The 26,598-nt window shown below is 52.6% G+C and carries 28 protein-coding genes; 12 read left to right on the forward strand and 16 right to left on the reverse strand.

Translation table 11 applies throughout. From position 1 onward, the window contains the following. Nucleotides 1–218 precede the first annotated feature (218 nt). The gene (locus tag L1S32_RS11595; RefSeq protein ID WP_278155256.1) at nt 219–1,121 is read right to left on the reverse strand and encodes a hypothetical protein; all 903 of its coding nucleotides are present in this window, start codon (nt 1,119–1,121) and stop codon (nt 219–221) included. A 128-nt stretch (nt 1,122–1,249) separates the two neighbouring features. On the opposite strand from L1S32_RS11595, the gene L1S32_RS11600 reads away from it, so the two are divergent. Next, a complete protein-coding gene (locus tag L1S32_RS11600; RefSeq protein ID WP_278155257.1) occupies nt 1,250–1,459 on the forward strand; it encodes a hypothetical protein in 210 nt (69 codons plus the stop codon). Between the two features lie 63 nt (nt 1,460–1,522). On the opposite strand, the gene L1S32_RS11605 is transcribed toward L1S32_RS11600, so the two are convergent. Both L1S32_RS11605 and L1S32_RS11610 read right to left on the reverse strand, forming a co-directional pair. Beyond that, nucleotides 1,523–2,053 (reverse strand): hypothetical protein, encoded by a 531-nt coding sequence (locus tag L1S32_RS11605; protein WP_278155258.1) that lies wholly within the window; start codon nt 2,051–2,053, stop codon nt 1,523–1,525. A gap of 245 nt (nt 2,054–2,298) precedes the next feature. Next, complete coding sequence (locus tag L1S32_RS11610) at nt 2,299–2,781, reverse strand: peroxiredoxin (protein WP_278155259.1); 483 nt, start codon at nt 2,779–2,781, stop codon at nt 2,299–2,301. 303 nt (nt 2,782–3,084) lie between these two features. Between L1S32_RS11610 and L1S32_RS11615 the strand changes: the two genes are divergently transcribed. The 6 genes from L1S32_RS11615 (at nt 3,085) to L1S32_RS11640 (ending at nt 8,094) form a co-directional block, all read left to right on the forward strand. Continuing rightward, nucleotides 3,085–4,224, forward strand: coding sequence for an iron ABC transporter substrate-binding protein (locus L1S32_RS11615; RefSeq protein ID WP_278155260.1), 1,140 nt, complete (start codon nt 3,085–3,087; stop codon nt 4,222–4,224). An 87-nt stretch (nt 4,225–4,311) separates the two neighbouring features. After that, the gene (locus tag L1S32_RS11620) at nt 4,312–5,382 is read left to right on the forward strand and encodes an iron ABC transporter permease (RefSeq protein ID WP_278155261.1); all 1,071 of its coding nucleotides are present in this window, start codon (nt 4,312–4,314) and stop codon (nt 5,380–5,382) included. After that, complete coding sequence (locus L1S32_RS11625) at nt 5,379–6,179, forward strand: ABC transporter ATP-binding protein (protein WP_278155262.1); 801 nt, start codon at nt 5,379–5,381, stop codon at nt 6,177–6,179. Before L1S32_RS11620 ends, L1S32_RS11625 begins: the two co-directional genes overlap by 4 nt. Before the next feature lie 80 nt (nt 6,180–6,259). Continuing rightward, nucleotides 6,260–6,973, forward strand: coding sequence for a TIGR00266 family protein (locus L1S32_RS11630; protein ID WP_278155263.1), 714 nt, complete (start codon nt 6,260–6,262; stop codon nt 6,971–6,973). 7 nt (nt 6,974–6,980) lie between these two features. Further along, nucleotides 6,981–7,256 (forward strand): hypothetical protein, encoded by a 276-nt coding sequence (locus L1S32_RS11635; RefSeq protein ID WP_278155264.1) that lies wholly within the window; start codon nt 6,981–6,983, stop codon nt 7,254–7,256. A gap of 49 nt (nt 7,257–7,305) precedes the next feature. Continuing rightward, nucleotides 7,306–8,094, forward strand: a complete 789-nt coding sequence (locus L1S32_RS11640; RefSeq protein WP_278155265.1) for an alpha/beta fold hydrolase — start codon at nt 7,306–7,308, stop codon at nt 8,092–8,094. A gap of 150 nt (nt 8,095–8,244) precedes the next feature. On the opposite strand, the gene L1S32_RS11645 is transcribed toward L1S32_RS11640, so the two are convergent. The 4 genes from L1S32_RS11645 to L1S32_RS11660 all read right to left on the reverse strand — a co-directional run bounded on the left by L1S32_RS11645 (nt 8,245) and on the right by L1S32_RS11660 (nt 11,139). Continuing rightward, entirely contained in the window at nt 8,245–9,102 is an 858-nt protein-coding gene (locus L1S32_RS11645) for a class I SAM-dependent methyltransferase (RefSeq protein ID WP_278155266.1), read from the reverse strand. Between the two features lie 391 nt (nt 9,103–9,493). Next, on the reverse strand, nt 9,494–10,063 hold the full coding sequence (locus L1S32_RS11650; protein WP_278155267.1) for a hypothetical protein: 570 nt from the start codon (nt 10,061–10,063) through the stop codon (nt 9,494–9,496). Further along, complete coding sequence (locus tag L1S32_RS11655) at nt 10,060–10,488, reverse strand: hypothetical protein (RefSeq protein ID WP_278155268.1); 429 nt, start codon at nt 10,486–10,488, stop codon at nt 10,060–10,062. The genes L1S32_RS11650 and L1S32_RS11655 overlap by 4 nt, the downstream gene beginning before the upstream one ends. A gap of 195 nt (nt 10,489–10,683) precedes the next feature. Then, complete coding sequence (locus L1S32_RS11660) at nt 10,684–11,139, reverse strand: ferritin family protein (protein ID WP_278155269.1); 456 nt, start codon at nt 11,137–11,139, stop codon at nt 10,684–10,686. A 293-nt stretch (nt 11,140–11,432) separates the two neighbouring features. Here L1S32_RS11660 and L1S32_RS11665 point away from each other — a divergent pair, with 293 nt between their 5' ends. The 3 genes from L1S32_RS11665 to L1S32_RS11675 all read left to right on the forward strand — a co-directional run bounded on the left by L1S32_RS11665 (nt 11,433) and on the right by L1S32_RS11675 (nt 13,513). After that, the gene (locus L1S32_RS11665; protein ID WP_278155270.1) at nt 11,433–11,663 is read left to right on the forward strand and encodes a hypothetical protein; all 231 of its coding nucleotides are present in this window, start codon (nt 11,433–11,435) and stop codon (nt 11,661–11,663) included. A gap of 352 nt (nt 11,664–12,015) precedes the next feature. Then, on the forward strand, nt 12,016–12,966 hold the full coding sequence (locus L1S32_RS11670) for a magnesium transporter CorA family protein (protein ID WP_278155271.1): 951 nt from the start codon (nt 12,016–12,018) through the stop codon (nt 12,964–12,966). Nucleotides 12,967–13,114: 148 nt separating this feature from the next. After that, nucleotides 13,115–13,513 (forward strand): hypothetical protein, encoded by a 399-nt coding sequence (locus L1S32_RS11675; protein WP_278155272.1) that lies wholly within the window; start codon nt 13,115–13,117, stop codon nt 13,511–13,513. A gap of 389 nt (nt 13,514–13,902) precedes the next feature. Here L1S32_RS11675 and L1S32_RS11680 read toward each other — a convergent pair whose 3' ends face one another. From L1S32_RS11680 to L1S32_RS11710, 7 genes are all read right to left on the reverse strand, one after another. Then, complete coding sequence (locus L1S32_RS11680) at nt 13,903–14,412, reverse strand: hypothetical protein (protein ID WP_278155273.1); 510 nt, start codon at nt 14,410–14,412, stop codon at nt 13,903–13,905. 559 nt (nt 14,413–14,971) lie between these two features. Beyond that, on the reverse strand, nt 14,972–15,649 hold the full coding sequence (locus L1S32_RS11685; protein WP_278155274.1) for a TrkA family potassium uptake protein: 678 nt from the start codon (nt 15,647–15,649) through the stop codon (nt 14,972–14,974). 211 nt (nt 15,650–15,860) lie between these two features. Continuing rightward, nucleotides 15,861–16,211, reverse strand: a complete 351-nt coding sequence (locus L1S32_RS11690) for a DUF1622 domain-containing protein (protein WP_278155275.1) — start codon at nt 16,209–16,211, stop codon at nt 15,861–15,863. Between the two features lie 90 nt (nt 16,212–16,301). Beyond that, nucleotides 16,302–16,862 carry a YeeE/YedE thiosulfate transporter family protein gene (locus tag L1S32_RS11695; protein WP_347403353.1) on the reverse strand — a complete coding sequence of 187 codons (561 nt, stop codon included), beginning with the start codon at nt 16,860–16,862 and terminating at the stop codon, nt 16,302–16,304. Between the two features lie 6 nt (nt 16,863–16,868). Further along, nucleotides 16,869–17,369 (reverse strand): YeeE/YedE thiosulfate transporter family protein, encoded by a 501-nt coding sequence (locus tag L1S32_RS11700; protein ID WP_278155276.1) that lies wholly within the window; start codon nt 17,367–17,369, stop codon nt 16,869–16,871. Nucleotides 17,370–17,403: 34 nt separating this feature from the next. Next, on the reverse strand, nt 17,404–18,774 hold the full coding sequence (locus L1S32_RS11705; RefSeq protein WP_278155277.1) for an MBL fold metallo-hydrolase: 1,371 nt from the start codon (nt 18,772–18,774) through the stop codon (nt 17,404–17,406). Nucleotides 18,775–18,803: 29 nt separating this feature from the next. Further along, entirely contained in the window at nt 18,804–20,603 is a 1,800-nt protein-coding gene (locus L1S32_RS11710; RefSeq protein ID WP_278155278.1) for an SLC13 family permease, read from the reverse strand. A 234-nt stretch (nt 20,604–20,837) separates the two neighbouring features. Here L1S32_RS11710 and cooS point away from each other — a divergent pair, with 234 nt between their 5' ends. Next, a complete protein-coding gene (gene cooS, locus L1S32_RS11715) occupies nt 20,838–22,799 on the forward strand; it encodes an anaerobic carbon-monoxide dehydrogenase catalytic subunit (RefSeq protein WP_278155279.1) in 1,962 nt (653 codons plus the stop codon). A 12-nt stretch (nt 22,800–22,811) separates the two neighbouring features. Next, nucleotides 22,812–23,693 (forward strand): AAA family ATPase, encoded by an 882-nt coding sequence (locus L1S32_RS11720; protein ID WP_278155280.1) that lies wholly within the window; start codon nt 22,812–22,814, stop codon nt 23,691–23,693. Nucleotides 23,694–23,822: 129 nt separating this feature from the next. Here L1S32_RS11720 and L1S32_RS11725 read toward each other — a convergent pair whose 3' ends face one another. Continuing rightward, nucleotides 23,823–24,749: a fasciclin domain-containing protein gene (locus L1S32_RS11725; RefSeq protein WP_278155281.1), complete on the reverse strand. Its 927-nt coding sequence runs from the start codon at nt 24,747–24,749 to the stop codon at nt 23,823–23,825. Nucleotides 24,750–24,983: 234 nt separating this feature from the next. After that, a complete protein-coding gene (locus L1S32_RS11730; RefSeq protein WP_278155282.1) occupies nt 24,984–26,411 on the reverse strand; it encodes a TrkH family potassium uptake protein in 1,428 nt (475 codons plus the stop codon). Between the last annotated feature and the right edge of the window lie 187 nt (nt 26,412–26,598).

Here is a 26,598-nt window from a genome sequence, read left to right on the forward strand (position 1 = left end):
TGAGATGGTCCTGGTATTTCGTTGTTACTGATGTCTGCTCTCGACCGGTGATAAATCATCATATTATACCCTTGTCGTGGGATTCTGGTGTCAGGAGGTCTCTGGCCGAGATGGATATCCTTGTGGCAGTGGTGCAGGAAGTCTTTTTGTGTATCAGGTAAAGAAGGATTTTTTCTTCTGTTTTCCTCTCTTTTTCTCATGTACACAATTGTGTCACTTCAGCGTTCAGAATCTCCTGTTTTCCGGATGATAATGAGTCGCCACTCCGTTCCATGCATCCCGATGGTGGTCCAGTAGGCTTCTTTCTGCACGACTCTTCCAAAGCCGGTGTCATAGAATGCATACGTGTCATAGCCTGACCAGTTGCCGGCATAGTGGCGTGCAAAGTCGGGTATTTCCGGGAATCCCTCATAGAGAGATTCATTAAAGGTCTCTTTCCCTATTTCCTCCGGGTCTGCATCATAGAGAACCCGTCCGTTTGTCTGGGCTGCCATGATGGTATATGGGGTGCCTTCCACGGCAGGCTCTGCATACCGGCCGATGATTTCATCCGGTGCAAATGAGAGGCTTACAAGCCCTGTCAGGCAGTCATTGCCGGTGAACACCGGGTATTCGATGACAGAGGCATAGCCGCCCTGTTCGAGAGGTATAATGTCACTCATCAGTGCCTGTCTGGTGGCAAAGAGCTGCCGAATAACTGTCTGGTTGCCCAGATTCTTTCCGATGATTGTACTGGTCTCTGTTGCCGGCAGTCCTGAGAGGACGGTGCCGTCCCTCCCAACGATGACCACGGTTTTGCCGGAGGGGTCGGCATAGAGGAGTGTTGTCAGGGGAACGTAATTGCAGGCACATGTGGCGTCAAGCCCCATATCTGAGAGTTCCGTGGCTGTCTCTGCCGCTGTTTTGTCAAGTGCGGACAGCCGGGTATTGATATCACCCTGGAGTGTACCGAGGATCTGCAGCATTTCTGCATGTGCTGCGGCATCATCGTTCCCGGAGGGTGGTGACTGCGGTGACGGCACTGACTGGAGGCACCCTGCGGTAAGGACAATTGATGAAATGAGAAGTGCGATGATACATGCACGAAGAAACGGGGTACTGCATCCGTGGTCTGCTTTCACCCAGAAATATTTGAAAAAAAGTGATTTATTCCTTTTGCCGGTTTGTCACCGGAAATCCCATAGACGTCCTGTTTATACCCTGCACAAATCAGCATATTCATCTCTTCGGCGGGAAAAGCCTGTAGTATATGGCATCCCCCCTTCTCGCATTGATATTTTCGTTCTTTATTCCCGGTCTGGGACAGTTTTATACCGGACAGTTTCTGAAAGCAATTCTGCTCTTTGTTGCAGCAGGTATCCTGGCATTCTTCTGGTTCACGCTTATTGCAATCCCGCTGTATGTCGTCGTATGGATCTATTCCATGTATGATGCCTACACGGAAGCACAGCACGTCTGAGAGAAACAGTTTCCTGCGCCTGCCATGCAATCAGGAAACACGGAAATGCTGTGTCTTTGATGCTTATGGGAGGGGGACAGAAGGCTCTTCTCTCCCTGCGCCTGTAACTACCTCCCTGTTCTCCTGCCTGAGGCATTTACGTATCATCTCCTTCAGGCGGTACAGGGTCTGTGTCTCTGCAAAATCCCTGCCTTCCCAGCGGATGATCCCGTTTTTGTCGATGAGATAGAGGTATGCCGATGACTGATCGGTGATCTCAAGCGGGCGGGTGAGTTCGGATGCAGTGCTGTAGATGGTCATCACATAGTCATGGTCTGCTTTCGGAATGCCTGAACGCATCCCTCCGTCAATGATTCTTCGCATCGGCCGCCAGATAGCTGAGCTGATGACGGGAATCTCATAGACTGCAATTGATTCTGAACCACGAAACTCCTTTTTTAAAGGAATGATCCATGAATCGATCATGTCCTGTGCTTCACGGACAAATGCCACGACAATAAGTGCGGGTGCCCCCCTTGCTGCGTCAGGGAGCGTTTTTCTCTTCCCGGAGAGTGTTTCAGCAGTTATCTCCGGGAACCGGAAACCGGTCACCATGGGGGTTGAATAGATTTCCTGTGAGATGAACCTATCGGGGGGTAGTCTGTCATGGTGACAGCCGCAGGGAAACAATTCTTCTGTCTCTGTCACGTTCCCCATCCGTGCATCCATCTGAAGGGACACATGTACTTGTCATGACAGTATTTTTGCATCTGTGGGGAATGCAATCCTTAATCTCTTCTCTTCTGATCCCTTTTTTCTCTGTGACTGGGCAAAGAAAAGCAGATACAGGATCAAATTCCTCATCCGGATGAAGCCTGCAGTTCTTCCAGCCGTTTTTTTACGGCCGCCACATGGCCCGTCACCCGTACATGCGGCCAGACTTCCCGGATGATGCCATCCGGACCGATGATATAGGTAGTCCTGACAATACCCAGTATTTCACGTCCGAGGATTTTTTTGGGCTGCCATGCTCCGTATTTTTCTATGACTGTGTGTGATTCATCGGAGAGGAGGATAATCTTCAGACCATGCGTGCCGGCGAATTTTGCATGACTTTTGCATGAATCGGCACTTATTCCAATGATTTCCGCGTTAATCCGGGAGAATTCTTCGAGCTCTTCATTGAAGCCTTTTGCCTCGGTTGTGCATCCGGGGGTATTATCCTTTGGATAGAAATAGAGAATAATCCATTTTCCGGCAAATGTGGTCAGGCAGATTTCGGTATTGTCTTTGTCCGGAAGACAGAATGCGGGTGCCGGGGTTCCGGCGTTATGTACTGCCATGATGATTCACAAATGGATTACCCTACGTGATACTATATATAGATGGTTCTCTGTTCTCAATTGTTCTTGTCATTTTTTCAATTCTGCATGACGGATCCTGATACATATTGTATGGAGAGAATTGTGGAATTCTGTTTTTTTAACCCATTTTATCCTTTTGCTGCCGGATGTCTGCGGCATACATTCTATACATTATCACAGAATAAATCATATGAATATTTTATATGTAAAATTATGTATGACTAATTCCGCAACACTTTTTTAGTTATGCTACGAAATATGAAATTAGTGTGACTTGATCGTATGAAATATAATGGAATATTTATTGCCGCTGTATGCGGCCTGCTTCTCGCTGTGGCACTCTGTGCAGGGTGCACCAGCACCTCGTCATCCGCAGCCATACCTGCCGGAGATGAAGCCGCATCCGGTGAGACGATGACCATCACAGACGGGATGGGCAGAAGTGTAACCGTCCCCGCGTACCCTGAGCGGGTTGTCTGTTCCGGCTCCGGCTGTCTGCGTTATCTGACCTATCTGCAGGCAGAGGACCGGGCTGTCGGGGTGGATGATATGGAGATAAAAGAGAACATCTTTGATGCACGGCCGTATGCCATTGCAAACCCACAGTTCTCCTCCCTGCCGATGATCGGTGAATTCCGCGGAAATGACGACCCCGAAAAGATTGTCGCCTGCAATCCGCAGGTGATCTTCAAGACCCAGTGCATTGAGGCATCCGAGGCTGATGAGCTGCAGGAGAAGACCGGCATTCCGGTGATTGCCCTGCAGTATGGCGATCTGGGGGCCAAACGGGCTGATCTGGACCAGTCACTCCGGACGATGGGCACCATCATGGGCACAGAAGACCGTGCTGAAGCCGTGGTCACCTACCTTGACAGCCTCACGGCAGACCTGAACGCACGGACTGGGGGCATTGCAGACGGGGACCGCCCGACCGTCTTTGTCGGCGGCATCGCCTACCGCGGCCCGCATGGCTTCCAGTCAACCGAGCCTGCCTATCCGCCGTTCACGTTTGTCAATGCCCGTATGCTCTCTGAAGGGCCTGATACCGCACATGCTGATATCGCACAGGAGAAGATCATCGCCTTTGACCCTGAGGTCATCTTTGTTGACCTTTCCACTCTCCAGACCGCACCCTCAGCCGTCGATGAACTGAGAGACGACCCGTCATACGCCGCGATGACTGCCGTGCAGGCAGGCGAGGTGTACGGTGTGCTGCCGTATAACTGGTATTCCATTAACCATGGTTCAGTGATGGCCGACGCCTACTTCATCGGCACCGTGCTCTACCCGGATGCATTCTCAGACGTTGACCCGGCAGAGAAAGCAGATGAGATATACGCATTCCTTGTGGGAGAACCGGTCTTTGATGAGATGGACAGTCTTTTCGACAGAAAGGCATTCAAACGGATCAGCATGGAATGACCAATACATCTTTTTTTCTAAAACGGGTGGCAGAGATGACAGGTTTTTTTGTGCAGTTCTTTCCGCCTGCTATCCGGGGGTGGCCTGATGCATTTTGCTGACGGCAAAATACCGGAAGGCTATATCACATACACCCGCCGGAAGGTGGCGGTTATTGGAGCAGGCGTTCTGGTGCTTTTGCTGCTGCTTGTGGTCTCCATTGCGGTCGGTGCTGTTGACATTCCCATTCGTTCTGTTGTCGGGACTCTCACCGGAATGGCACCGGATCCGCTCTATGACCGGATCATCTGGAATATTCGCCTGCCGCAGGCGCTTGCTGCTATAGTGGCGGGAACCGGCCTTGCGATTGCCGGGGCGGGGATGCAGTCCGTTTTGAGAAATCCGCTTGGATCACCGTTTACCCTGGGTATCTCCCATGCAGCCGCATTCGGTGCCGCATTCTCAGTCATCATTCTCGGAACCGGCACCATGCGCAGCAGCGGCGCTGACGCAATTGCACTCAATAACCCATATATCACCACCATCTTTGCCTTTCTCTTCTGCCTTATTGCAACCGGCATCATCATCGCGATATCCCGTATCCGGGCTTCATCGCCTGAGGTGATGGTGCTCGCAGGCGTTGCCATCGGTTCGCTTTTTACCGCAGGGACGATGTTTCTGCAGTATTTTGCCGATGACGTGCAGCTTGCAGCGGTCGTATTCTGGACGTTCGGTGATGTGGGCCGGGCCGGGTGGAATGAACTGATTGTGATGGCCGTCGTTGTCACAGCAGCAATCATCTATTTCGTCCTGAAGCGCTGGGACTACAATGCGATTGATGCCGGTGATGAGACGGCAAAAGGACTGGGTGTAAATGTGGGGCGTGAACGCATTGTGGGGATGCTTGTAGCCTCGTTTGTCACCGCGGTCATCGTGGCGTTTCTGGGTATTATCGGGTTTGTCGGTCTTGTATGTCCCCATATGGTCCGGCGGTTAATCGGTGACGATCACCGCTACCTGATCCCCGGGACCTGTGTCTGCGGAGCACTCCTGCTGCTTGCCTCTGACACGGCCGCCCGTCTGATACTCGCCCCCCATATCCTCCCGGTTGCCATCCTCACTGCATTCATGGGAGCTCCGATCTTTCTGTATCTCATCATCCGGGGGCGGTCACAGTGATTCTTGACATTCATGATGTCTCGTTTACCTACCGCAGTTCAGATGTGCTGCATGATGTCTCCTTTTCCGTCCAGCCGGGAGAAGTGGTCTCCATTCTCGGGCCAAACGGGGTAGGGAAGACCACGCTTCTGCGCTGCATCAATGCGATTCTTGCACCGAAGGCCGGTGCTATCCTTGTGGGCGATGACAACATCCTCTCCCTCTCACGTATGGAGGTGGCACGACGCATCGGATATGTGGCACAGCAGTGCGAGAAGGCACGTCTGACCGTCTTTGATGCCATTCTCCTGGGTCGGCGCCCGCATATGGGCTGGAATGTCTCTGACACCGACCTGAAGATTGTTGAATCTGCAGTCCGGATGCTGGAGCTTGAGAGTCTTGCCCTGCGCTACACTGATGAGATGAGCGGCGGGGAACTCCAGAAGGTGAGTATTGCCCGAGCCCTTGTGCAGGAACCACGGCTTCTGCTCCTTGATGAGCCGACAAGCAGTCTGGACCTGAAGAATCAGATCGATATCCTCTCCACCATACAGGGGGTCGTGAAGAGCCACCAGGTATCTGCTGTTATGACGATGCATGACCTCAATCTTGCCATCCGGTTCTCGGACCGGTTTATCCTCCTGAAGGGCGGCACGATCTACGAGGCCGGGGGCCACGATGTCATCCGGGCTGATGTCATCGAAGAGGTGTATGGGCTGCCGGTCCATGTAGAGACGGTTGCCGGTCATCCGGTGGTAGTTCCCGCAAACGGACATACGAATCGTTCCGGAATGGACCATACTCACAGCCACACCTGAGATTTGCATTCTCACATGCTCCACCCCGACAGGGAGTGCATACAATAACCTTTTTTACCATTTTTTGCGCATAGAACAATATGAAATACACGCTGATCGGAGATAATCTTCAGTTTGTCACACTGGAAATCCAGCCTGGCGAGATGGTCTACGCCGAGGCCGGTGCCCTTGTGTACATGAGCGGCAACATCACCATGGATGCAAAGCTTCAGGGCGGGTTGCTGAAAGGGCTCAAACGTACCCTTGCGGGTGAATCCTTTATGGTGACGCATTTTACCAGTGCAGGCGGTCCGGGTCTGGTCTCGTTCGGCGGCAACTGCCCGGGAAAGATTGCAGCGCTTGACATTACCGGAAAGGAGTTCATTGCACAGAAGGATGCATTCCTCTGCGCTGAAGAGAGCGTAAAATGGGAGATTGCATTCCAGAAGCGCCTTGGCTCCACCTTCTTTGGCGGTGAAGGGTTTATTCTCCAGCATCTCTCGGGTGAGGGCATGGTATTCCTGCATGCAGCAGGCGACCTTGTGGAGATTGACCTGAAACCGGATCAGGTGTACAAGGTCTCAACAGCCCATGTGGTCGGGTGGGAGCCATCGGTCACCTACGATATCCAGGCGGTCGGCGGCATTAAGACGGCACTCTTTGGCGGTGAAGGCCTCTTCATGACCACGCTCACCGGACCCGGGAAAGTAATTATTCAGTCAATGACCCTGCCGCAGCTGGCAAATGCCGTGCTGCCGTTCCTCCCTGCCCAGTCATCCGGAGGCGACAGCGGCGGATTCCAGCTGAAGTTCTGATGAGCCTATGACCGAGACAAACAGCCGCCGCAGACGGGCAGGGGGTATCATCCTCCTTGCCTGTGTCATCATCGCAGTTATCCTCTTTGTACTGGCCAATCTGGGCGTCATCGCTGCAGGCCTCTTCATGCTCCTGCTTCTCGCCCTCATCGTCGTCGGCATTATCTGCCTGGGAATCGCGTTCTTCGCTATTCCGATGTATATTATGAAGGATACAACTGTTGAGCCCGGCACATATGAACTGGATGAGGTTGCTCCGGTGAACAAAGGGAACGACCACTAAAAACCTTTTTTACCAATGATTTCTTGGTTGAGGAATGACAATATTCCTTATGCAACCGAGCTGTCCTGTCGTGCTTGTGCATGGGTGGAAGAGTCACCCCGGGGTATGGAAACCTCTCATCCGCAGGCTGGAGGAGGAGTCTTTTGTATGCTGGAACTTCAGCCACAGCGGACTGCGGGATGCAGGGGCAGAAGAGATTGGCCGTGCCCTGATGGACTTTATTCACACGATGCAGGAGGAGCAGGCATATCACGGACCGGTTGATCTGGTCTGCCACTCTATGGGCGCTGCGGTGGCCCGGTATATGCTGGAGGTGATGGACGGGGCGTCCTGCCGGATTCCGGTGCGGACTCTCATCGGCATCGGCCCTCCGAATAACGGGTCCTCGATGGCGGAACTCTTCAATGATCCCATCCACGGGCCGGAGATCCTCCGGCGGCTGACCGGCACCTTTGTGCCGCGGACCTATGACCCCGCAGAGGACCGGCTGGTACAGGAATTCCGGAGAACCGGGCCCTTTGTGGAGGTGCTGCGCAAGGCAGGCCTGCGCAGGGATATCAGGTACCGGGTGATCGTTGCCGGAAATCTAACGGCCACCCCGGATTTCTTTCCCCTGTTTGGAGGGCAGACCTGGGAATATTCGCCCGACGGGTGGCAGAAGACCGTCCGTGGGGACGGCATTGTTTCCCATGCCGACTCTCTCATCGCGGGTGCTGAGGCGGTACTGCTGCCGGCCGACCCGACGGTGCTGGATGGTGCTCCGGCAGAATACTGCCATGTACGGCTGCCCGGCAACCCGGAAGTGGTTGAACAGGTGATACGGTTTTTGCGGGAGTAATCTTCTGCTTTTTTGATGATTCCGGGTTATATTACGTATGGCTAAGTTAGAAACCAGAGCTTCATATGCATTAGGATATGAGGTCTGATCACTGCTGTCCCATGTCTGTTCTACGGAAAAAGGGGAATGATACAAAAACCCTGTCTTTCCCTACTCAACCGGAGCAAAATCATTCACATCCCACCAGATCTTCATGCGGTGGGAATGGCCCGGCACGATGACCGTATCCCCGTCATGCTGCAGGGACTGCATGATATACTCCCTGAGGAGCTCTTCCTGCCCGGGAGTGGTGACAAAGTGCCGTGGTTTGAAGTATTCGACGGCCTCATCCCCGGTTGCAAACCGGTAGATGTGTTCATAGACAAAATGCTCGACATGCGGGTAGATGCCCATCGCGTAGAGGATGTTGAAGATGATATCGGATTTTGGTGATGAAACGTATTCTGTCCCGTGGAGTTTTGGCCAGAGATCTATTGCCATCGTCTCCCAGGATGCCTCTCCGGCAAACCAGTAGATGTAGACATATTGTGAGGAGGCTGCGCACATCTTCTCTATCGCTGCCTTCATATCAGGGACGTCGAGTGAGAATGAGGCAAAGACCACATCATAGGGTCCGCAGAGGTCCGCTGCCACATCCACATCCTCCCAGCGTTTCTTCACGCAGTCCACGTTGGCAATCTTCTCATCTCTCAGGTTTTCCAGCAGCACGGCAAACATGCCTTCAGATGGCTCAACAGCGGTCACATGGCTGACCTGCCGGGCGATGGGAATGGTGATGGCACCGGGCCCCGCCCCCACATCGCAGACCCGTGATTCGGGTGTCAGGGCAAGCCCGGCAATCGTTCTGTTGACCCGTTCGCCGTTCTTTTCATACGACATCCGGTAGAATTTGCGGGCGGCGTCCTGTTCGTCCCACATGCCGGCACTGTCCTTCCGGTTGTTTATTTCATGGTTCTTCTGCCACTGCTCTTTCCAGCATTCGTTCCAGTCAATGGTATTCTGTGTCATATCTGCTCCTCAGGTGTCAGGGGTGCCTGAATGGCTCCCGGTAAAGGTATGGCGTTGGTCTTTTTCTCAGCACAGGGTGTCTGGCGGCCGACACTTTGTGGCATACACAAAATCTGATTATTCTGAATATGTGTGATTAATTCTATAATAAATAGAATCATTCTCTGCCCTCAGGAATACTGGTTAACGTCTGATGAGTTTGGCCGGAAGGAATGCTCTGCAGGATTGTGAGAACACCGTATATCCGGACTGCTGCGGGATTCAGAGGATTTTAACCTCCTGCAGGAGCCGGTACCTATCCGTTCATTGTGTCGTCCGGCTGAGGGTCGGAGAAGCGGAAGCCTGACTTTGGTTTCTGTCATCTTTTGCCCTTCCCTTTCTTATCAGGTGCCTACCGGGACGGTTTGTCTGCGGAAGCCGGAATCTCCGGGTTCCCCTCTGCCGCTTCACAGATCATTCCGACAATCACAGAAAAGACAATCAGATATGCGGTAAGCACTGTGGTATAGAGGCCTCCGAAATAGAAAATCATCATGGGAAGTAAGGGGAGTTTTATCGATCGAATATAGAGAAATGTGCCGGCAAAAGCGGTTCTCATCCCTTTTTCCCGGAAATCGGCGAGCATTGAATACCAGATATAAACGGGACCTGATGAGATGACGCCTGCAATGATTGCAAGAATCCAACCCTTCATTCCCGATTCTGACCCGAGGTGTTTAGCAATTGCGGTTGGTCTGACAAAGATGTCGATGAGAAACATCAAAACAAATACCAGCACAAGGACAGGGATTATTTGCCGGAAAATCCCGATAAAAGTTTCAAATGCGCGAATGGCAGCTGATCCGTCAATAATGGCAGCGATGCAGTAGATGCCTGCAGCAATACCGAGGAAGATGAGCGGAAAGTGTGGTTCGTTCTCTTTTCTCTCTCTTTTCTGCTCTTTTCCCCCCTCCTGCTTCATAAGAGCCCCCCGAGGACGGAAAGAGTTTCCTCTGTCAGTGCTGCAATGAGTATTGCAAAGATAAACCCTGAGAGGTTGCGTGCAATGGCAAACCGTTTTCCGAGGATATTCATCTCCATCGGCAGGTGGATTGCGCCGATGGTGACCCATGCAACGATGAATGCGGTCACTGCGGTGAGGCTGATACCGGTATTCAGGAGTTCCCCTCCGATGACATAGCTTGTGATCGGGTTCCCGGCAGCAATACTCCCGATCGCCGCACCTGCGACGGGGTCTGCCACCGGATGGCCGGAAAAGACTGTCCCATACCACTCATGTGGGATCACGGTCAGAAGAAGGCTCACCAAAAGCAGTATCCCTATGACCTGCGGAACTACCTGCAGCATGGACAGGTAGGTTTTCTGTGCACTGGCCCGTACATCCATATTGATTCATATCTTCAGGAAGAGAGGGTTAAATGTTTGGGGCTGTCCGCTCACCGATTATCCTGCCTCCGGAATGACAGAACCTGCGCTAAAGAGAAGGACCATGATGATGGGTGGCGGCTGCAGGCAGTGAATACAACATGGTGAGGCTGGGGCAAAAAGATGCACCGGCCTCAAAAAAAAATAGCACCCTGTCTACCAGACTTCCGGAAATGCCATGTTGGTATAGAGGTCTTCAAGCTGTGCTTTATGCCCAGCCTCCATGTTCGAGAGGTTTACGAATAATTTCTTCTGCTCCGGATCTGTACTCAGTTCCGCAAGTTCCCGATACATATCGCGTGCGTCCTCTTCCTTTTTGATTGCAAGGGTGATGCCTTCGATGGGTTTCATATCCGTTGTGAGCTGCGGAACGTCAAGTGTCTCTGAAATCTTGTAGTCCCGTGCCTCATCAAAGTGAAATGATTTAACCGGCTGCGTGAGGAAATCCTCCAGTGTTTCCCGGTGGGTCTGCTCGTCGTTTGCAAGTTCACCAAATATTTTCTTCATGGTCGAATCGGTTGTGCACCTCTCAATCCCCCGATAGAATGTATATGATTCCACCTCGTTTGCGATAGCTCCTGAGAGAATGCTGCGAAATTCTTCTTTTTTCATATCTTGTCCCCCCCTTTGAGGATGGTGGTAATTGTGTGGGTGAGATATATAAATTATTGCCCGGCCGGGTCTGTCGGGCGTCTGAAATGCAGAGGGTTTGCAATACGGGGTATATCCGTCCCTTTTTTTTGAAAGCCATCTAAAAAATGACTTGGTTATATGGGCGATGGCGTCAAAAAAGGCCCCGGATTCCCGTTCCGTCTCTCTGTTCCCGGCCCATGCTCCAGAGAACCGGTACGGATGAGGATGGCCGGGGTATATGTTTATTACTATCATTCGCCATAGTGCAAATTATGAAACCGATCATTCACGCTGCAAAAAGTTTCAATGGAATCCAGGTATCGTTCCTGTCAGGAAATGACACGGTATCCGAACTGTTCAGCTACGAAAACCTGATTGAGATGAAGATCAATGTCGCCGACCTTGTTGAATACCCGGACCGGTATGCTGTGGATATGAATGGCCCGGTTATTGTCAGAACCGATTTCTGTAAACCTGAACTGCATGATGAATGCAAGCCATAAACGTCGGTTGTGCTTACCACCTTTTCCCTGAGCCGGATACGTGCGTTGTCCCCGTCTTCGGGTCATCACGGGATTCTCATTGTTTCCTGCCCGGGGAAGAATGGTTATGCATCCCTTCCGGGTACTCCTACCTCAGGGGCTGATACATCGGTTATTCCCGTGCCGGGTCTGTCCCTGCTCCCCCTCGGGCCCGGTTCCTTTTTTGCAGCGAGTACACAGATGTCCTCTTAAGATCTGTCTGAATAATGGCAGACCTGACGGGGGGTATCCTGTGACGGAGAAGGGTGTGCCGGACTCTCAGCAGAAAAGGTATAAGGCATCGGGAAACAGGTGTGATGAGTGGTATAGCTGAATGCTGGAAATATTTATATCCAATAATAATGGTGGCGATCATTCGGCCCGGCCTGCACGGACTCTGGAATTTGAGAAAAACTGCTGGGTGAACCTGACTGCACCGGACGATGCAGAGATTGAACACGTAGCAGAGCATCTCTCGGTATCTGGTGAACTTCTTCGGGCAGCACTTGATGATGAGGAACAGCCGCGGATTGATTCTGAAGATGACGTTTCCCTGATTGTCATCGACATTCCTGAGATCACATCAGGGGAGAAACCATATCTCTTCAATACCTTCCCCCTGGGAATCATCATCACGACTGATGCTGTCATTACTGTTTCGTTACGGAAAAACCGGATTGTCGATGACTTCATCAACAGTGAGATTAAGTCGTTTTCAACTTCTAAACGCACTCGGTTTCTGTTTCTAATCTTATTCAGGACAGCCCGGCTCTATCTCAAAGACCTTCGGACAATAAATAAAAAAAGTGAAGAATATGAGGAAATGCTTCACAAATCCATGAAGAATGAAGCATTGTTTGCCCTGATGAACCTGGAGAAAAGTCTTGTCTTCTTCTCAACCTCACTCCAGGCAAATGAGGGTGTCCTTGAGAAAATAATGAAGTTTGGCCCCATCCGGTTCTATGAGGAGGACCGGGAACTTCTTGACGATGTAATAATCGAAAACCGGCAGGCAATTGAGATGGCGGGTATCTATTCCAATATTCTCTCCGGGATGATGGATGCATTTGCATCTGTCATTAATAATAATATGAACCGGGTGATGAAGATTCTCGCATCAATCACGATTATCTTCTCGGTTCCAACGATCATTTCCAGTTTTTACGGCATGAATGTTAAGCTGCCCATGCAGAATGACCCGTCTGTATATCTTGTTATTATTTTCATCTCCGCTGCAGTCTGCTTTGCACTGGGATACCTGCTTAAAACGAAGGAATTTTTGTAAATCCATGAAAATCTGCCTTTTTGCCTGATTCATCTGTTGGATTCCGCGTTGTTTGCACGGCAAAGAGGTATATTACTGTACGAATGAACTGATCGTGAAGTATTAGAGAGGAGTCTGTCTTTTTTGCTTCATGAGGGGGGGGAAATTTTTGAGCAGAACACATGGACAATGTTTTGATGTGAGCCTGAAGCTTGCATCAACGGGAGGAGTTTCTCATCTGGTGGAAGCCGCAGGGCGCCGGATGAATGCATGCGGTGTCTGTGACACTACTGTTGATTCTGTCGGCAGTCTGATGGGGGAGGTAATCGTTGACATTCTCATGAATGGATACCCGGATCGGCAGGGGTACCTTGCACTCTCGTGTGCGTATCAAAAGGGTACGGTTGCATTACGGATTACCGATCATGGGATCCCACGCAACATCTTTGAAGAAACGGATAACCCTGTTGCAGGAATTATCCGTGCAGAGATGGATGAATCATCCTATACCTCTGCCGCAGGAGAGAATATACTGCAAATGACAAAGACTGACGTACGGAACCGATAATTCTCTTTTTCGATGCAATTCAAACCGATTTTTGCTTTCATATCGTGATCTTACCGGGGCTGAATTACGGTATCTCCTGCAGATCGTTCGTGATGAAGTGGTCCCAGAATGTCTGAAAATTGCCCGTGCACTGGTGGAAACTGCTTTCGTTTTCCTGGCGGATGAGCATTGGGCTGTTCCGACGGCACGAACTCAGAGACAGGTTGTGCCTTACTCTGACGTGGGATAAACCGGGTCCAAAGCAGATAATGACTGCCGCATTGCAGAATGCTGATACAATGCGTATTTCTGACCGGAATGTCTGCTTCCGGGACGGGATGATGGGAAAAAGGGGGCGCACTTAACCAGTTTGCGAACCGGAGAATGTGGCGCATGATGGGAAAAAAGGGTTAGCGTTGAGTTTTCTCAATGCTCATCCGGCAGGAGGAGTCTCCCATACACATGTGCTTTTCTGAGCTGATGTGGTATTTAGGGTTCAGGCTCTCTATAGACGCCTTGCCATACGCACTGCAGAGTTCACAGGTGTGACGGGCTTCTGCCCCGAACCGTTCTGTGTTTGCTGCCATCGGGCACTGCTCAGTGATGATGGTCGCCGCATCACCCTTTTCCTGTATGGTCCGTCCCTGCAGCTGCGGGCCAAGGACTGTCCTTGAGATCTCATTGAATGCTTTTGCAACTTCCATTGCGGAATTGGCCGGATATCCAATGCTTTTTGCAATGTCTCCCTGCCGTTTTCCGAATTCCCGCCAGATCTCTTTCTCTGCCCTGTTCAGTTCCTCTTGCCGCTCCGGTGCAACCTTCCTGAATGCCTGACTATAGACAAATGGCATCATGTCCGAACACCGGGTTGCAATATCCCAGCGTTTCTCTGCCGGGATCTCTTTGAGTACCTGTACCATCTCTTCTTCACCTCTCATGGGGGTCCGGGTGTCAGGCGTTATTCCCCGGCTGGAGTCAGTTCCTCTGATGAACCATTCCGGGAAAGGTGGCTGTTGGTGTTGCCCTGTTCGCCTGGAGCAGCCCGACCCCGAAGATCATCTATCCACCGGATTCTCCCGCATTAAAGGTTGTGGGTCCTTTTTGTCTTCGGACTAAATTAAACGCCATTATTGCGCTAATATTCCGAAACTGTGCCGTATGGCAGGAAAATGGTTGTATGGTGTCCTCTTCACCGGGAAGGATTCAGCTCCTGATGAAAAAGGGTGTTCGATTTGATGAAATGGAATGAATCGTATTGCATGGGCACATCATGGCAAAAATGCAGCTTTTTTGTATTGTTCTCCTCTCTGGTTTGTATCATCCCCTTCCGAAGTTTGCTATGCCCTGGTGTCGGGGCCCATAATGCGGGGCTGGCGGCAGGAAAAATATGTACAACCGGTGGCCACCGGGGGAGAATCCAGCCCCCCAGCTTCAGCTCTGTGGGTGAGGAGAATTAGTCCTGAGATGGGAGCTCTCCTTCTATGATGCTTCTTTCTCCTCCTCCTCTTCCTCGTCTTTGAACCCCTCATAGATTCGCTCGACGAATTCGACACGGGTGGCGATCAGAATCTCGTCCCGCTCCTTTATTTCAGGATTTTGGGTGTACAGGAGAAAATCGCCGTTTCTGTAGAGGCCGATGAAGACACTGTTTTTTGGGAGGTTGATTGTTGAAAGCTCCGTCCCCTCAAATTTCTTTCCCGCAATGACGCTGATGAACCGCACATCTCCCCGCATCATCGTCTCCAGTTCTATGGTGTCAATTCCCCGCAGGGTGTGAAAGATACTGGTTGATGTGGTCTGGGGGGAATTGACGACGTGGTGAAAGCCAAGCCGCTTTGCAACGGTCATAAACTGGATGTCATCCGTTGTGATGATAATTTCAGGGACATTGAACTGCTTTGCAATCAGCCCGATGATGATGTTGTCCTGGTCATGAATGGTGCAGGCGACGATGGCATCGGCCTTCTCGATCTCTGCTTTTTCCAGGATGTCGGGGCGGGTGCCCTCCGCACTGATAACCGTACAGTCAAGGGTTTCTGAAAGCTCTTTTGCCCGGTTTGGATTCCTTTCGATGAGAATGACCTCTGATCCTGTCTGGATCAGCGTTCGCGCCAGGTTGACACCCAGGGCACTCCCTTCCACAATGATAACCCGCATGTATACTGCCTCTTCTCCTCATGTTCTCACGAAAACCGATATACATAGCGATGCTTTCCACCCTTTTCCCATGGCGTACCGGGGATCTGCCGTGGTGTTTTTTAGAAAGGCTTCAGAAGGACAGGCATCTCACCAACGGATATGCCGGTGATGCCTGAGATGCCTGCTCTTTTTATTTGGCCGGTATGTGTTTCCCGGCGCAGGAGGGTATTTAGGTGATCTTGAATTCAAGGGCCTCTTTTTCCAGGAAATAGCCGAGAACGGTCCTTATAACGACGACCACGGCAAGCATTAACAGTTCCTCCTGGGTAGGAGCGATGATGGTGGCAAGGATGTCTGCTGCAATGAGAAATTCCAGTCCAAAGACAATCTTACTGGTCAGGTTCATCCGTATCCGGTTGTAAGGTATGTCAATCTTCCGGAATTCAAGGAGAATAACCAAATAGGCAGCTTTGATGCCGCCATAGACGATAAGGGCCGCCCCAACAATCTCAAAGAAGAATGTCAGTATCTGCAGGAACGCAAAAAATCCGGCGTACGCGTCGATGGCCAGAATATTCATAGGCAAAAGAATGGTACGGGGGGTATAAATAGTTCATTGTCCCGGGGAGCAAAGTAATCTCCATTTACACTCCTTAAAGGTTATTTTGTCCTATATGCCGAAATATTCCATTCCTGCAAGGAATGCCACGATCAGGATGCAAAGCGGGATGATGATATACCATGGATTTATCTTCAGGTAATCGGGGATCGTCATGGACCGGAATACCCCTTTGGAAAGGATCTTTTCATCAAGGGCGGGATAGGCCGCAGCAAAGATGCCTGCACCGATGAGGATGCCCGTCACTCCCCCGAAAAGGGCGTCAAGTGAACCGTGCCCCACCGCCCCTGCGACGGTGCCGGGGCAGTAGCCGAGGATGGCAAATCCCATCCCGAATATGATGCCTCCGATGACCGTCGACCCAATCGAGCCGGGTTTCGGGTGCAGCTCGACCATTCCCCGGCAACGCATTGCATACACACCGATCATCCCCACCACCACTGCGGTGAGCATTACCTTGATGACGGTAAAGTCGGTTAAGAGCAGCTGGCCGAGGATCACGTTGTATTCAGTCACCCCGCCGATATACAGGAATCCGCCAAAGCAGATGCCGATGAGAAAACCGATGAAAAGCTGGAGCCGCTTGTTTTCATGTAATGTAGTCAGCATCATCTTCCCTCACCAGAGAACCCCGTACAGCAGGAACGCCGTCATAATACCGGACAGGAAAAAGACGATCACCGCTATCCAGCTTGAAATCGCAAGCTGGAGTGTACCGCTTATTCCGTGTCCGCTCGTACACCCCCCGGCCCAGCGTGAACCGAGCCCCATGAGAATCCCGCCTGCAAGAGCAACCGCAAGCCGCAGTCCGGTATCATACCCAAAGGTATCGCCGAAGAGCGTCGGCACCCATTCAAACGAGAATCCCCCCAGCAGCACCGATGCTCCAAACGCTCCGAGAAACACTCCTGCGACCAGCATCCATTCCCAGTCTATTTCGGGAGCGAACTTCCGGTAATAGGGTTTCTCTGTGGTCTTTTTTCCCCTGAAGAGGCGTTCAATCATTCCGCTCGTCCGCGTGTATGCGGTCGAACACCCGAGTGGTTTGTTTGAGAGCAGAAATGCAATCCAGCTGAGAAGGCCGATGCCGATTCCTGCAATATAAGGTGTCCAGTCCATTCTTTCTCTCCTCTTTTGCTCCTATCCCGCACGATTATTCTGGGAAATATCCTGCGGCGATATAGCCGGTGATTCCGCCGGCGGCATTGTAAACATCAGAAAAACCCTGCTGCTTCAGGAGACTGCAGGCAAGGCTTGAACGATGGCCGGTCCGGCATATTGCAATCGTGGGCCGGTCTGCATCAAGTTCGCCTGCACGTGTTCTGAGATCCATTGCCATGATGTTGATGGCTCCCGGGATGTGCTGTGATTCGTATTCGTCTTTTGATCTGACATCGAGCAGAACGGTTTTGGGATCCTGTATCTTTGCATGCACCTCTGAAGGAGAGAGCTGGTGGATATGATCGGTGGTATAGCCGGCGGTCACCCATGCATGTGTGCCCCCCTTCAGGTATCCTGTCGTCCGGTCAAGGCCAACCCGGCGGAGCTGTATTGCAGCCTCATGTGCCTGTTCGGGGCTGTCCGTGACAAGGAGGATCTCTTTGTCCGGGGGCAGCACCCATCCGGCAAAGGTTGCGAAGTTGCCGCCCATGTCGATGTGATAGCTGCCGGGGATATGCTGCCCCCCGAAGGTGGCATAGTTTCGGATGCTCACCACGATGGTGTCTGAATCATTCATCCGCTCATAAAATTCGGCTGGTTTCATCGCCTTCAGTGGAGGAAGGTTCCTGACAGAGGCCGGGCCCCGTCGGTTGATGTCACTGCACCGGGCGAAGTGGTCGGGTGCCGGGGGCATGTTGACGGTCAGGGATCGGATGAACTCTTCGGTATCTGCACTATTCAGGGCGGGGTTGTAGGTATTCTCATAGCCTATGGTTGAAAACCGCATGGCACCCATAGCCTTTCCACAGAGGGAGCCTGCACCGTGTGCCGGAAATACAAGGCATTCAGGGGCGAGGGTCATGACCTTTGTGTGGAGGTTTTCATACAATTTTCCGGCAAGATCCTGTGCCTTTCCCGGGAAGAGGTCCGGGCGGCCGACGTCCCCGACAAAGAGCGTATCGCCGGTGAACGCGGCAACAGGTGTATCTCCGCGTGATGTGTCGGTGACCACATACACCAGGCAGTCGGGCGTGTGGCCGGGTGTCTCGAGGACGAGAAACTCCATGTCTTCGATGCGGAAGGTATCTCCGTCTGAAAGCGGCACATGCGGAAATGTACACTGACCTGCTGCGGGAGCATATATGGCTGCGCCGGTCTCTTCGGCAAGGTCCATATGACCCGAGACAAAATCCGCATGCAGATGTGTCTCGAGAATGTGGGTGATTTTCAGCCCTTCGGCCTCTGCAGCCTCGAGGTAGCGGTCAATGTCACGGCTCGGATCAATGATGGCACACGTGGTGTTTCCCCCGATTAGATACGAACTGTGGGCGATTTTCTCAATAAAAAACTGTTTCAGCAGCATACAATCATTCCGGATGTCTGTGCTGCCTCCTATATGACGAATAATATATAAACCAATCCTGTGGTGATGAACAGAAAGAGGATGGTCATGCCTCCTCCAGCCCGCAGGTAATCGGCATTACGGTATCCCCCCGGTGTCATCAGGAATGCATTGACCTGATGGGTCGGGAGGACAAAGGAGTTTGAGGCGCAGAGTGCCACAAGGAGGGCGAGCCCGCGGGGATCGAGCCCTGTCGAAGTGCCGATGATGATGACGAGTGGCACCAGAAGGACAGTCGCGGCCACATTTGACATAAATAAGCTGAAGAAGGTGGCAAGCACCGCAATGCCAAGGAGAATGAGGAACGGATGTGTCATGGCGAGCAGGTTCATCATGGCGTCTGCAAGAAAAGCCGCCGTTCCGGTCTGATCCATGGCAAGACCCAGCGGAATCAGCCCTGCGAGGAGAAAGACCGTCCGCCAGTCGATGGCCCGGTATGCCTCATCGATGGTCAGCACCCTGCCGAGAATCATCGCAATCGCACCGGTCAGAAGGCCGAGCGCTATCGGAACCCCGGTGAAGGTGAGGGCAATGCCGCCCGTGAGGCAGAGAAGGGCGAATGGACCTCTTGCTGAATCCACTCCCTTCTCTTCGGGGACTGTGCTTAGCACAAATTCCGGTCCCTGCCCGATACGGTTGATTTTCTCCCACGGACCGAAGACAACAAACGTGTCCCCCGGATTCATCGGGATGTCGGCAACATCCCCCCGGTGTTCGCCCTCCTTTGTCAGGGAGAGGATGACCTCAAGACCATGCTGTTTCCGAAATGAGATCTCACGAAGGGTCTTTCCGGTATATGGGGAGTGGGGACGAACGATTATTTCGGCAAATCCTGCATGTTCTTCACCAATCTCTTCTGTGTGGCGCTCCGGGTTTCCCACGGGGACAAGGTCGTAATCGACTGCAAACCGTTCTGCATCCTCCGGTGTTCCGAGAATGGAGAGAATCTGGCCCTCAGCAAAGACCGAGTATCGCCACGGGGCATAGAGAATATCCCTCCCCGTCTTTACTGCCAGAAGGTGCAGTGAATACCGGGATTTGAGGGAGATATCATCCCTGCTTGCACCTACAAGGGAGCTTTTCTTGGGAACAATATAATGATGCATGTTCGCAGGCAGCTGCCATGTCTCGATGACATCCTGCTGCGGCGGTGGGCCGCCTGCCCCCACCTCGCCAGATGGCAGAAGATATCTGCCCAGCATGAGGAAATAGATGATTCCGGCCAGGAGGAGCACAAGGCCTATCGGGGTGACGGCAAAGATCCCAAACGGTTCGAGGTTTCCCTGGGCCAGAAGATCATTGAGGAGAATGAGGGGGGATGATCCCACCATCGTTATGGTCCCGCCGAGGATTGCCATGAATCCCATCGGCATTACCATGCGGCCACGGGGTATGCCGGTCTTTTTGGAGATACGCAGGATGGCAGGGAGAAAGAGCGCCGCCGACCCGATATTCTGCATGAATCCGGAGAGCACTCCGACGACTGCTGAGATGAGAGTCATCAGTCTCGCCTCGCTTGCCCCTGCAATCCGGACAATCATGCGTGAAAGCCGGATCATCACTCCCGTCCTGTCCACCCCATAGCCGAGTATCATCACTGCCATCACTGAGATGACTGCATTGCTCGCAAACCCGGAGAAGGTCTGGGAAGGAGAGATAAGACCCAGCCACCCGAGGGTGAGCATGATGATGATGGCAATTATATCGACCCTGAGTTTATCTGTCACAAACAGGACAACTGTCGCTGCAAGGACAATAAGGACAAGAATTATTTCAGGTGTCACGGGCATTACCATCACATACCGATATGTTCAGATGGGCACTGTATGCAATAAAAAGATAGGGTGCCCCCTCTTTTTTTGTTTTGGGCTGTGAATCAGTGGCAGGTCTCAGTCGTCTGTCTCCTGCCCCATCCCTTTTTCGTCCGGTTATCCTCCCCCTCTATTCTGCAATATAACTATATCTCCTCCCGTCTATGCACCAATACAGGACTCCATATCGTATAACGGAATCAGGTGATCAGGATGGAAGAGATGCCAAAACCGGTGCTTGTCGAAAAAACCCTTGAGACATGTGAGATTGACCGGGCACGGATGAGCCTCATGAACCCGGCCCTCATAGAAGAGAAGGTTCAGGAACGGACGATTGACGATACGGCACAGGAGATGCTCCGACACACGATGCGGGAGGGCATCGAGACCGTATGGGACCGCTACGAGATGCAGCAGCCCTCGTGCACGTATTGTGCCAGCGGCCTTTCCTGCAGCCGCTGTGCGATGGGGCCGTGCAGGATAATCCCTGAGCATCACCGTGAACGGGGAGTCTGCGGTGCGGACGGGGATCTCGTCGTCGCACGAAATCTGCTCGACACCATTGCAACAGGGGCTGCGGCACACTCGGACCACGGCCGCGATATCGTCGAGACACTCTACAAAACCGGGAAGGGAACGGCGCAGGGCTACGGGATCTCCGACCCTGAAAAGCTGAAGCGTATCGCCGGCGAACTCGGGATTTCAACGGATGGGAGAAGTGATGAGGAGATGGCAGTCGATGTTGGCCTCGGGCTTCTCGAGGAATTCGGAACGGTAAAAAATGAGATCTGCTTTTTAAAACGGGCTCCTGAACAGACACAGGCAATCTGGGACGCTGCAGGCATCCGGCCGCGAAGTGTTGACCGTGAGATTGTCGAGGCCATGCACCGGGTCCACATGGGGGTTGGGGCAAGCTATGTGAATATCCTGCTGCACGGTCTGCGGACGTCTCTCGGCGACGGGTGGGGCGGTTCGATGATGGGAACAGAGATCTCAGATGTTCTCTTCGGGACACCGAAGATCAACCAGTCGCAGGTAAATCTCGGTGTTCTGAAGGAAGATTATGTCAATGTCTCGCTGCATGGCCACAATCCGATGCTCTCAGAGATGATCGTCCGGGCCTCGGAGGACCCTGAAATTCAGGCGCTTGCAAAGAAGGCAGGGGCAAAGGGGGTCAATCTGGTCGGTCTCTGCTGCACCGGAAATGAACTCCTGATGCGAAAGGGCGTCCCGATGGCAGGCAACCACTTCAACCAGGAGCTTGTGATTACCACCGGGGCCGTTGAGGCGATGATCATCGATTACCAGTGTATCTTCCCCTCGCTGCCGCGGACGGCAAGCTGTTATCACACGAAAATCGTCTCGACAAGCGAGAAATCGAAGGTGGTCGGTTCGTATTACTACGAATTCAAACCCGGGAATGCCTTTGAAACGGCAAAGGCCATCCTGAAGATGGCGGTCGCCAACTTCCCGAACAGGATTCCTGAGAAGGTGTACATCCCCGGAAAGCCGGTCGACCTGATGGCCGGATTCTCGGTGGAGGCCATCCAGGAAGCCCTCGGCGGGACCTTCCAGCCGCTCATCGATGCCATTGCCGACGGCAGGATCCGGGGGGCGGTCGGTATCGTCGGCTGCAACAATCCGAAGGTGAAGCATGATTACGGGCATGTGACCCTTGCAAAGGAACTGATAAAGCATGATATCCTCTGCGTCGAGACCGGATGCGCCGCGATTGCATCGGGAAAGGCGGGTCTTCTCATGCCTGATGCCGCATTCCTGGCCGGGCCCGGCCTCAGGGGAGTCTGCAAGGCCCTTGGCATCCCGCCGGTCCTGCACATGGGGTCCTGTGTGGACTGTTCACGCATCCTTGTCCTCCTCGCGGAGCTTGCAAAGGCACTGGGTGTCGGGATTCACCAGCTCCCGGTGGCAGGAGCGGCACCGGAGTGGTATTCGCAGAAAGCGGTCTCCATCGGCTCCTATTTTGTCGCATCGGGTGTCTATACCGTCCTTGGGGTGATGCCCAAGATCACGGGGAGTCCGAACGTGGCAGAGCTCCTCACCTCAGGGGTACACGGCGTCGTTCAGGCAAAATTTGCTGTGGAGCCGGACCCCGTAACGGCAGCGAAGCTCATCATCTCGCATATCGACGGGAAGAGAACGGAGCTCGGGCTGTAGAGGAGACGGAGGATGGGCGATAAAAAATCTGATATCCGGAATGCGGTCCGGTATTTCCGGGCCCACCGGGCACCGTCATCGGGAGATGGCATGCGTATTGTTATCGCAGGGAAAGGCGGTGTGGGAAAGACCACCACCTGTGCGATCCTGTCATCCATCTTTGCTGAGAGTGGCATGAACGTCCTCGCCGTTGACGAGGACCCCCAGCAGAACCTCGCCTTTTCCCTCGGGTATCTCCCTGAAGCTGCATCCGGAATAATCCCGCTGTCGAAGAATGCCGCATATATCGAGGAGAAGGTCGGCGTGCGCCCGGGGTCAGGGTGGGGCGGGATGCTCCGGATCAATCCGGAGGTGAACGATGTGGTGGAGCGGTTCGGCATCGCTATCGATGATCATATAAGCCTGCTCGTTATGGGCAGCGTTTCCACCGCGGCCGGTGGCTGCCTCTGCCCGGAAAATGCCCTTCTGGGCAGTGTCATCCGTTATATCCGTCTGCGGCGAAACGAAGTGATACTGATGGATACCCAGGCAGGGGTCGAGCATTTCGGCCGGGCGACTGCAGACGGTTTTTCCCAGGCGGTGGTGGTCACAGAACCCTCATACAATGCCTACAGCGTCGCCGAACACGCGGCCTCCCTTTCCCGTGAACTGGGGATCAACCATGTCCACCTGGTGGTCAACAAGGTCCGCTCGGCATCAGATATCCAAAAGATAGAGCTCCTCTCTGGAGGGGGGGAAAAATTCACCTCGGTTCACTACATCCCCTTCAATGAGGCAATCATTGATTCCGAGCCCGATGTCCGAAGCCTTTGTTCGGGAGAATCCGAAAATCCTGTCGCCGAATCCCTGCGGGATCTCTCCCGTGCTCTCTGTGCTGCGGCAGAAGAGAAGTGAGATTCTCATCTGCTGTCTTTCAAAAGCAGCATAGTCCGGGTGTTCGTCACCATGGGGCGGATTCCCCGGAAATAATCGTCCCGGGTACTCCCGCTCCCTGAGCCTGTAAAAAGAGAGGTTTTGGGTATTTCACGCTTCCGGCGGTATAATCACCGCATCAATGACATGGATGACGCCGTTGCTGCATTCCACATCAGTGATGATGACATTCGCACCGTCCACCTTCACGCCGTCTGCGGTGTCAATGGCAAGGGTGCTGCCCTGCAGGGTATCTATTGTTTCCATGGCCATAACATCTGCAGCCATATACCGGCCGTCTGCCACGTGATAGAGCAGGATCTGCGTGAGCTGCCCTTTTGGGTCTTCCAGCAGAGTTGCAACTGTTCCTTCAGGCAGCGCCGCAAAGGCGTCATCTGTGGGTGCGAATACGGTAAAGTCCTTCGTCTCATCGGACAGTGTCGTCGCAAGGTCTGCTGCCTGAACCGCCGCAACGAGAGTGGTAAACCGACCGTCGGCAACCGCAGTCTCTACGACATTCCCTTTTGGCAGCATCACTGCGTCAATGACATGGATAACACCATTGCTGCAGATGATGTCTGCCGTAGTGACGGTTGCCCCCTCAACCATTACGCCGTCTGTTGTATCGAAGCGTATCCGTTTGCCAAGAAGTGTCATTGCATCCGGCTGTGTTCCCACATCCTCTGCCATCAGGTTACCTGATACAACATGATACAGAAGGATATCCTTCAGCTCCCCCTCCGGATCCTCGAGGAGGACAGCGACTGTTCCCTCGGGAAGTGCCGCAAAGGCATTGTCAGTTGGTGCAAATACGGTGAACGGCCCGTCCCCTGAGAGTGTCTCCGTCAGACCTGCGGCATCGACTGCCGTAAGAAGGGTCGTAAATGACCCGGCATCCTGTGCGGTCTCCACGATGCTCTTCATTGCTGGTGTCTGTGTGGGGGCAGGGGTTGCTTCCGGTGGTTCGGTAGTAGTACACCCTGCAGCAAGCACTGCTCCCACCACAATCAGTATGCCCAGAATTTTCAGTGATTTCATTCAATACACCCCCCATCCTGTGATGGGTTGGCTGTTAATGGTTGTCCATTAACTTAATTGTTGTCAGGGATTTTGAAACGGCTTTTCACAGAAATGAAGATAGGCTCAGGATTGAGGAAAACGGGATGGTGAATCCGGAGCTATTTCCGATAATACTCCGGATTATTTCCCCCCATCCGAAATATCTCTCATTGTGTTGTGTTCCTTTGCGGCCTTATGTGAAAGTCTGGTGTACTACCGCTTCACCCATGTTCTCGGGAATGCCAGGATAAACAGCGGCACGATCTCAATTCGACCGAGGAGCATATCGACGATCAACACCCCTTTCAACAGATCCGGCATTGCAGCGCTCGTGATGCCACAGGAGAGGCCGACTGTCCCGAGGGCACTTGAAACTTCGAAGAGGGCATTGTCAAGGCCGTATCCATAGAGCATAAAGATAAAACTGGATGCCACGAGGATGAGTGAATAAAGAAAGACAAAGGTAAGAATATTGTAGACCATCTCGGTCTCAATCACGTCTTCTCCCAGCTTGAGGGGAGTGAGTGCCTCACGGGGAAGAAAATACCGGATAAAGACCAGATGCACCACTTTTAAGAGGATAACAAGCCTGAGAATCTTGATGCCTCCGGCTGTCGACCCCACTGACCCGCCCACCCACATCAGAGCGGTGATGACTGCCTTTGATCCGTCGGGAAGGGTGCCGATGTCAATCGTGGCAAATCCTGCTGTACTCAGTGCGGAGAATGTCTGAAAAGCGGAAACAGAGAGTCCCTCCATGGGATTCATCTCTCCCGGCATGGTGAAGAATAACAGAAGAATGCCGATAGCGGCGAATATCAGAAAATACCTGAACTGAATATCTGAGATGAGTGCTTTTTTATTCTCAATCAGCCGGGGATAGAGGCTGAAATTGAATGCTCCCATCAGGCAGCTGAGGGTGATAAGAAACGGAATTACCAGTCCGGAAAAACCGGCGGCAGATTCCGCCCGTGTGGAAAAACCTCCGGTGGATACTGCGGAGAAGGCGTGGCATACGGCATCAAAGGGCTGCATGCCCCCGGCAAAGAGGATGAGAAACGAGATCGCAGTTAAGAGGCAGTAGATCTGCACCAGCACTTTTGCAGTTGCCGTGACGCCGGGCCGCAGGGGTGTTTCAGGGCTGTTAATCGCATAGAGGCGGTGTGCGCTTGTACCCGGCGGGATGAATACCATGAGAATGATGATGATAATCCCGATGCCGCCCACCCACTGAAGCCAGGAGCGGGCAAAGAGAAACGCCGGCCCAACGGCTGCAGGGGCAACTGAGAGGCCGGTCGTCGTCACCCCGGAGACTGCCTCAAAATAAGCATCCAGAAATGGCATTCCGGCTGAGACCGTAAAGGGAATGGCGCTTAAAAGGGCGGCAAAGGGGAAAATGACCGCTGCAATGATGAGGGCCTCCTTCCATTCCAGTTCGCCTTCCGGCAGCAGTCGGTGAAAGAAAAATCCCAGCAGAATGATGGTGGACCCGATGATAACATACATGCCTGCAATGGTATATTCCCCGAAATAGAGTGCAACAATAAGCGGTACCAGCAGCATGGCGCCTGCTCCCATCACCAGAATCGAGAGATACTTCAGGACAACAAGCAGCTTCACCGGGGAGACCAGTTCATACATATGGACACTCTCTTCTATGAGGAGAGGGTTTTTAAGGATTCACCCTGTTCGTGCATCTTCTCTGTCTGGATGGCAGGTGTCCGTCAGCTCGTTCTTTCAGAAATAAATTCCCGTATTTAGCTTTCTCTCTCAATTAAGCTGTAAATGTGTGATAACCTGTAAAAAAAACAAAAATTATCATTTAAAT

Origin of the sequence: Methanogenium sp. S4BF (assembly GCF_029633965.1) — an archaeon.
Taxonomy (GTDB): domain Archaea; phylum Halobacteriota; class Methanomicrobia; order Methanomicrobiales; family Methanomicrobiaceae; genus Methanogenium.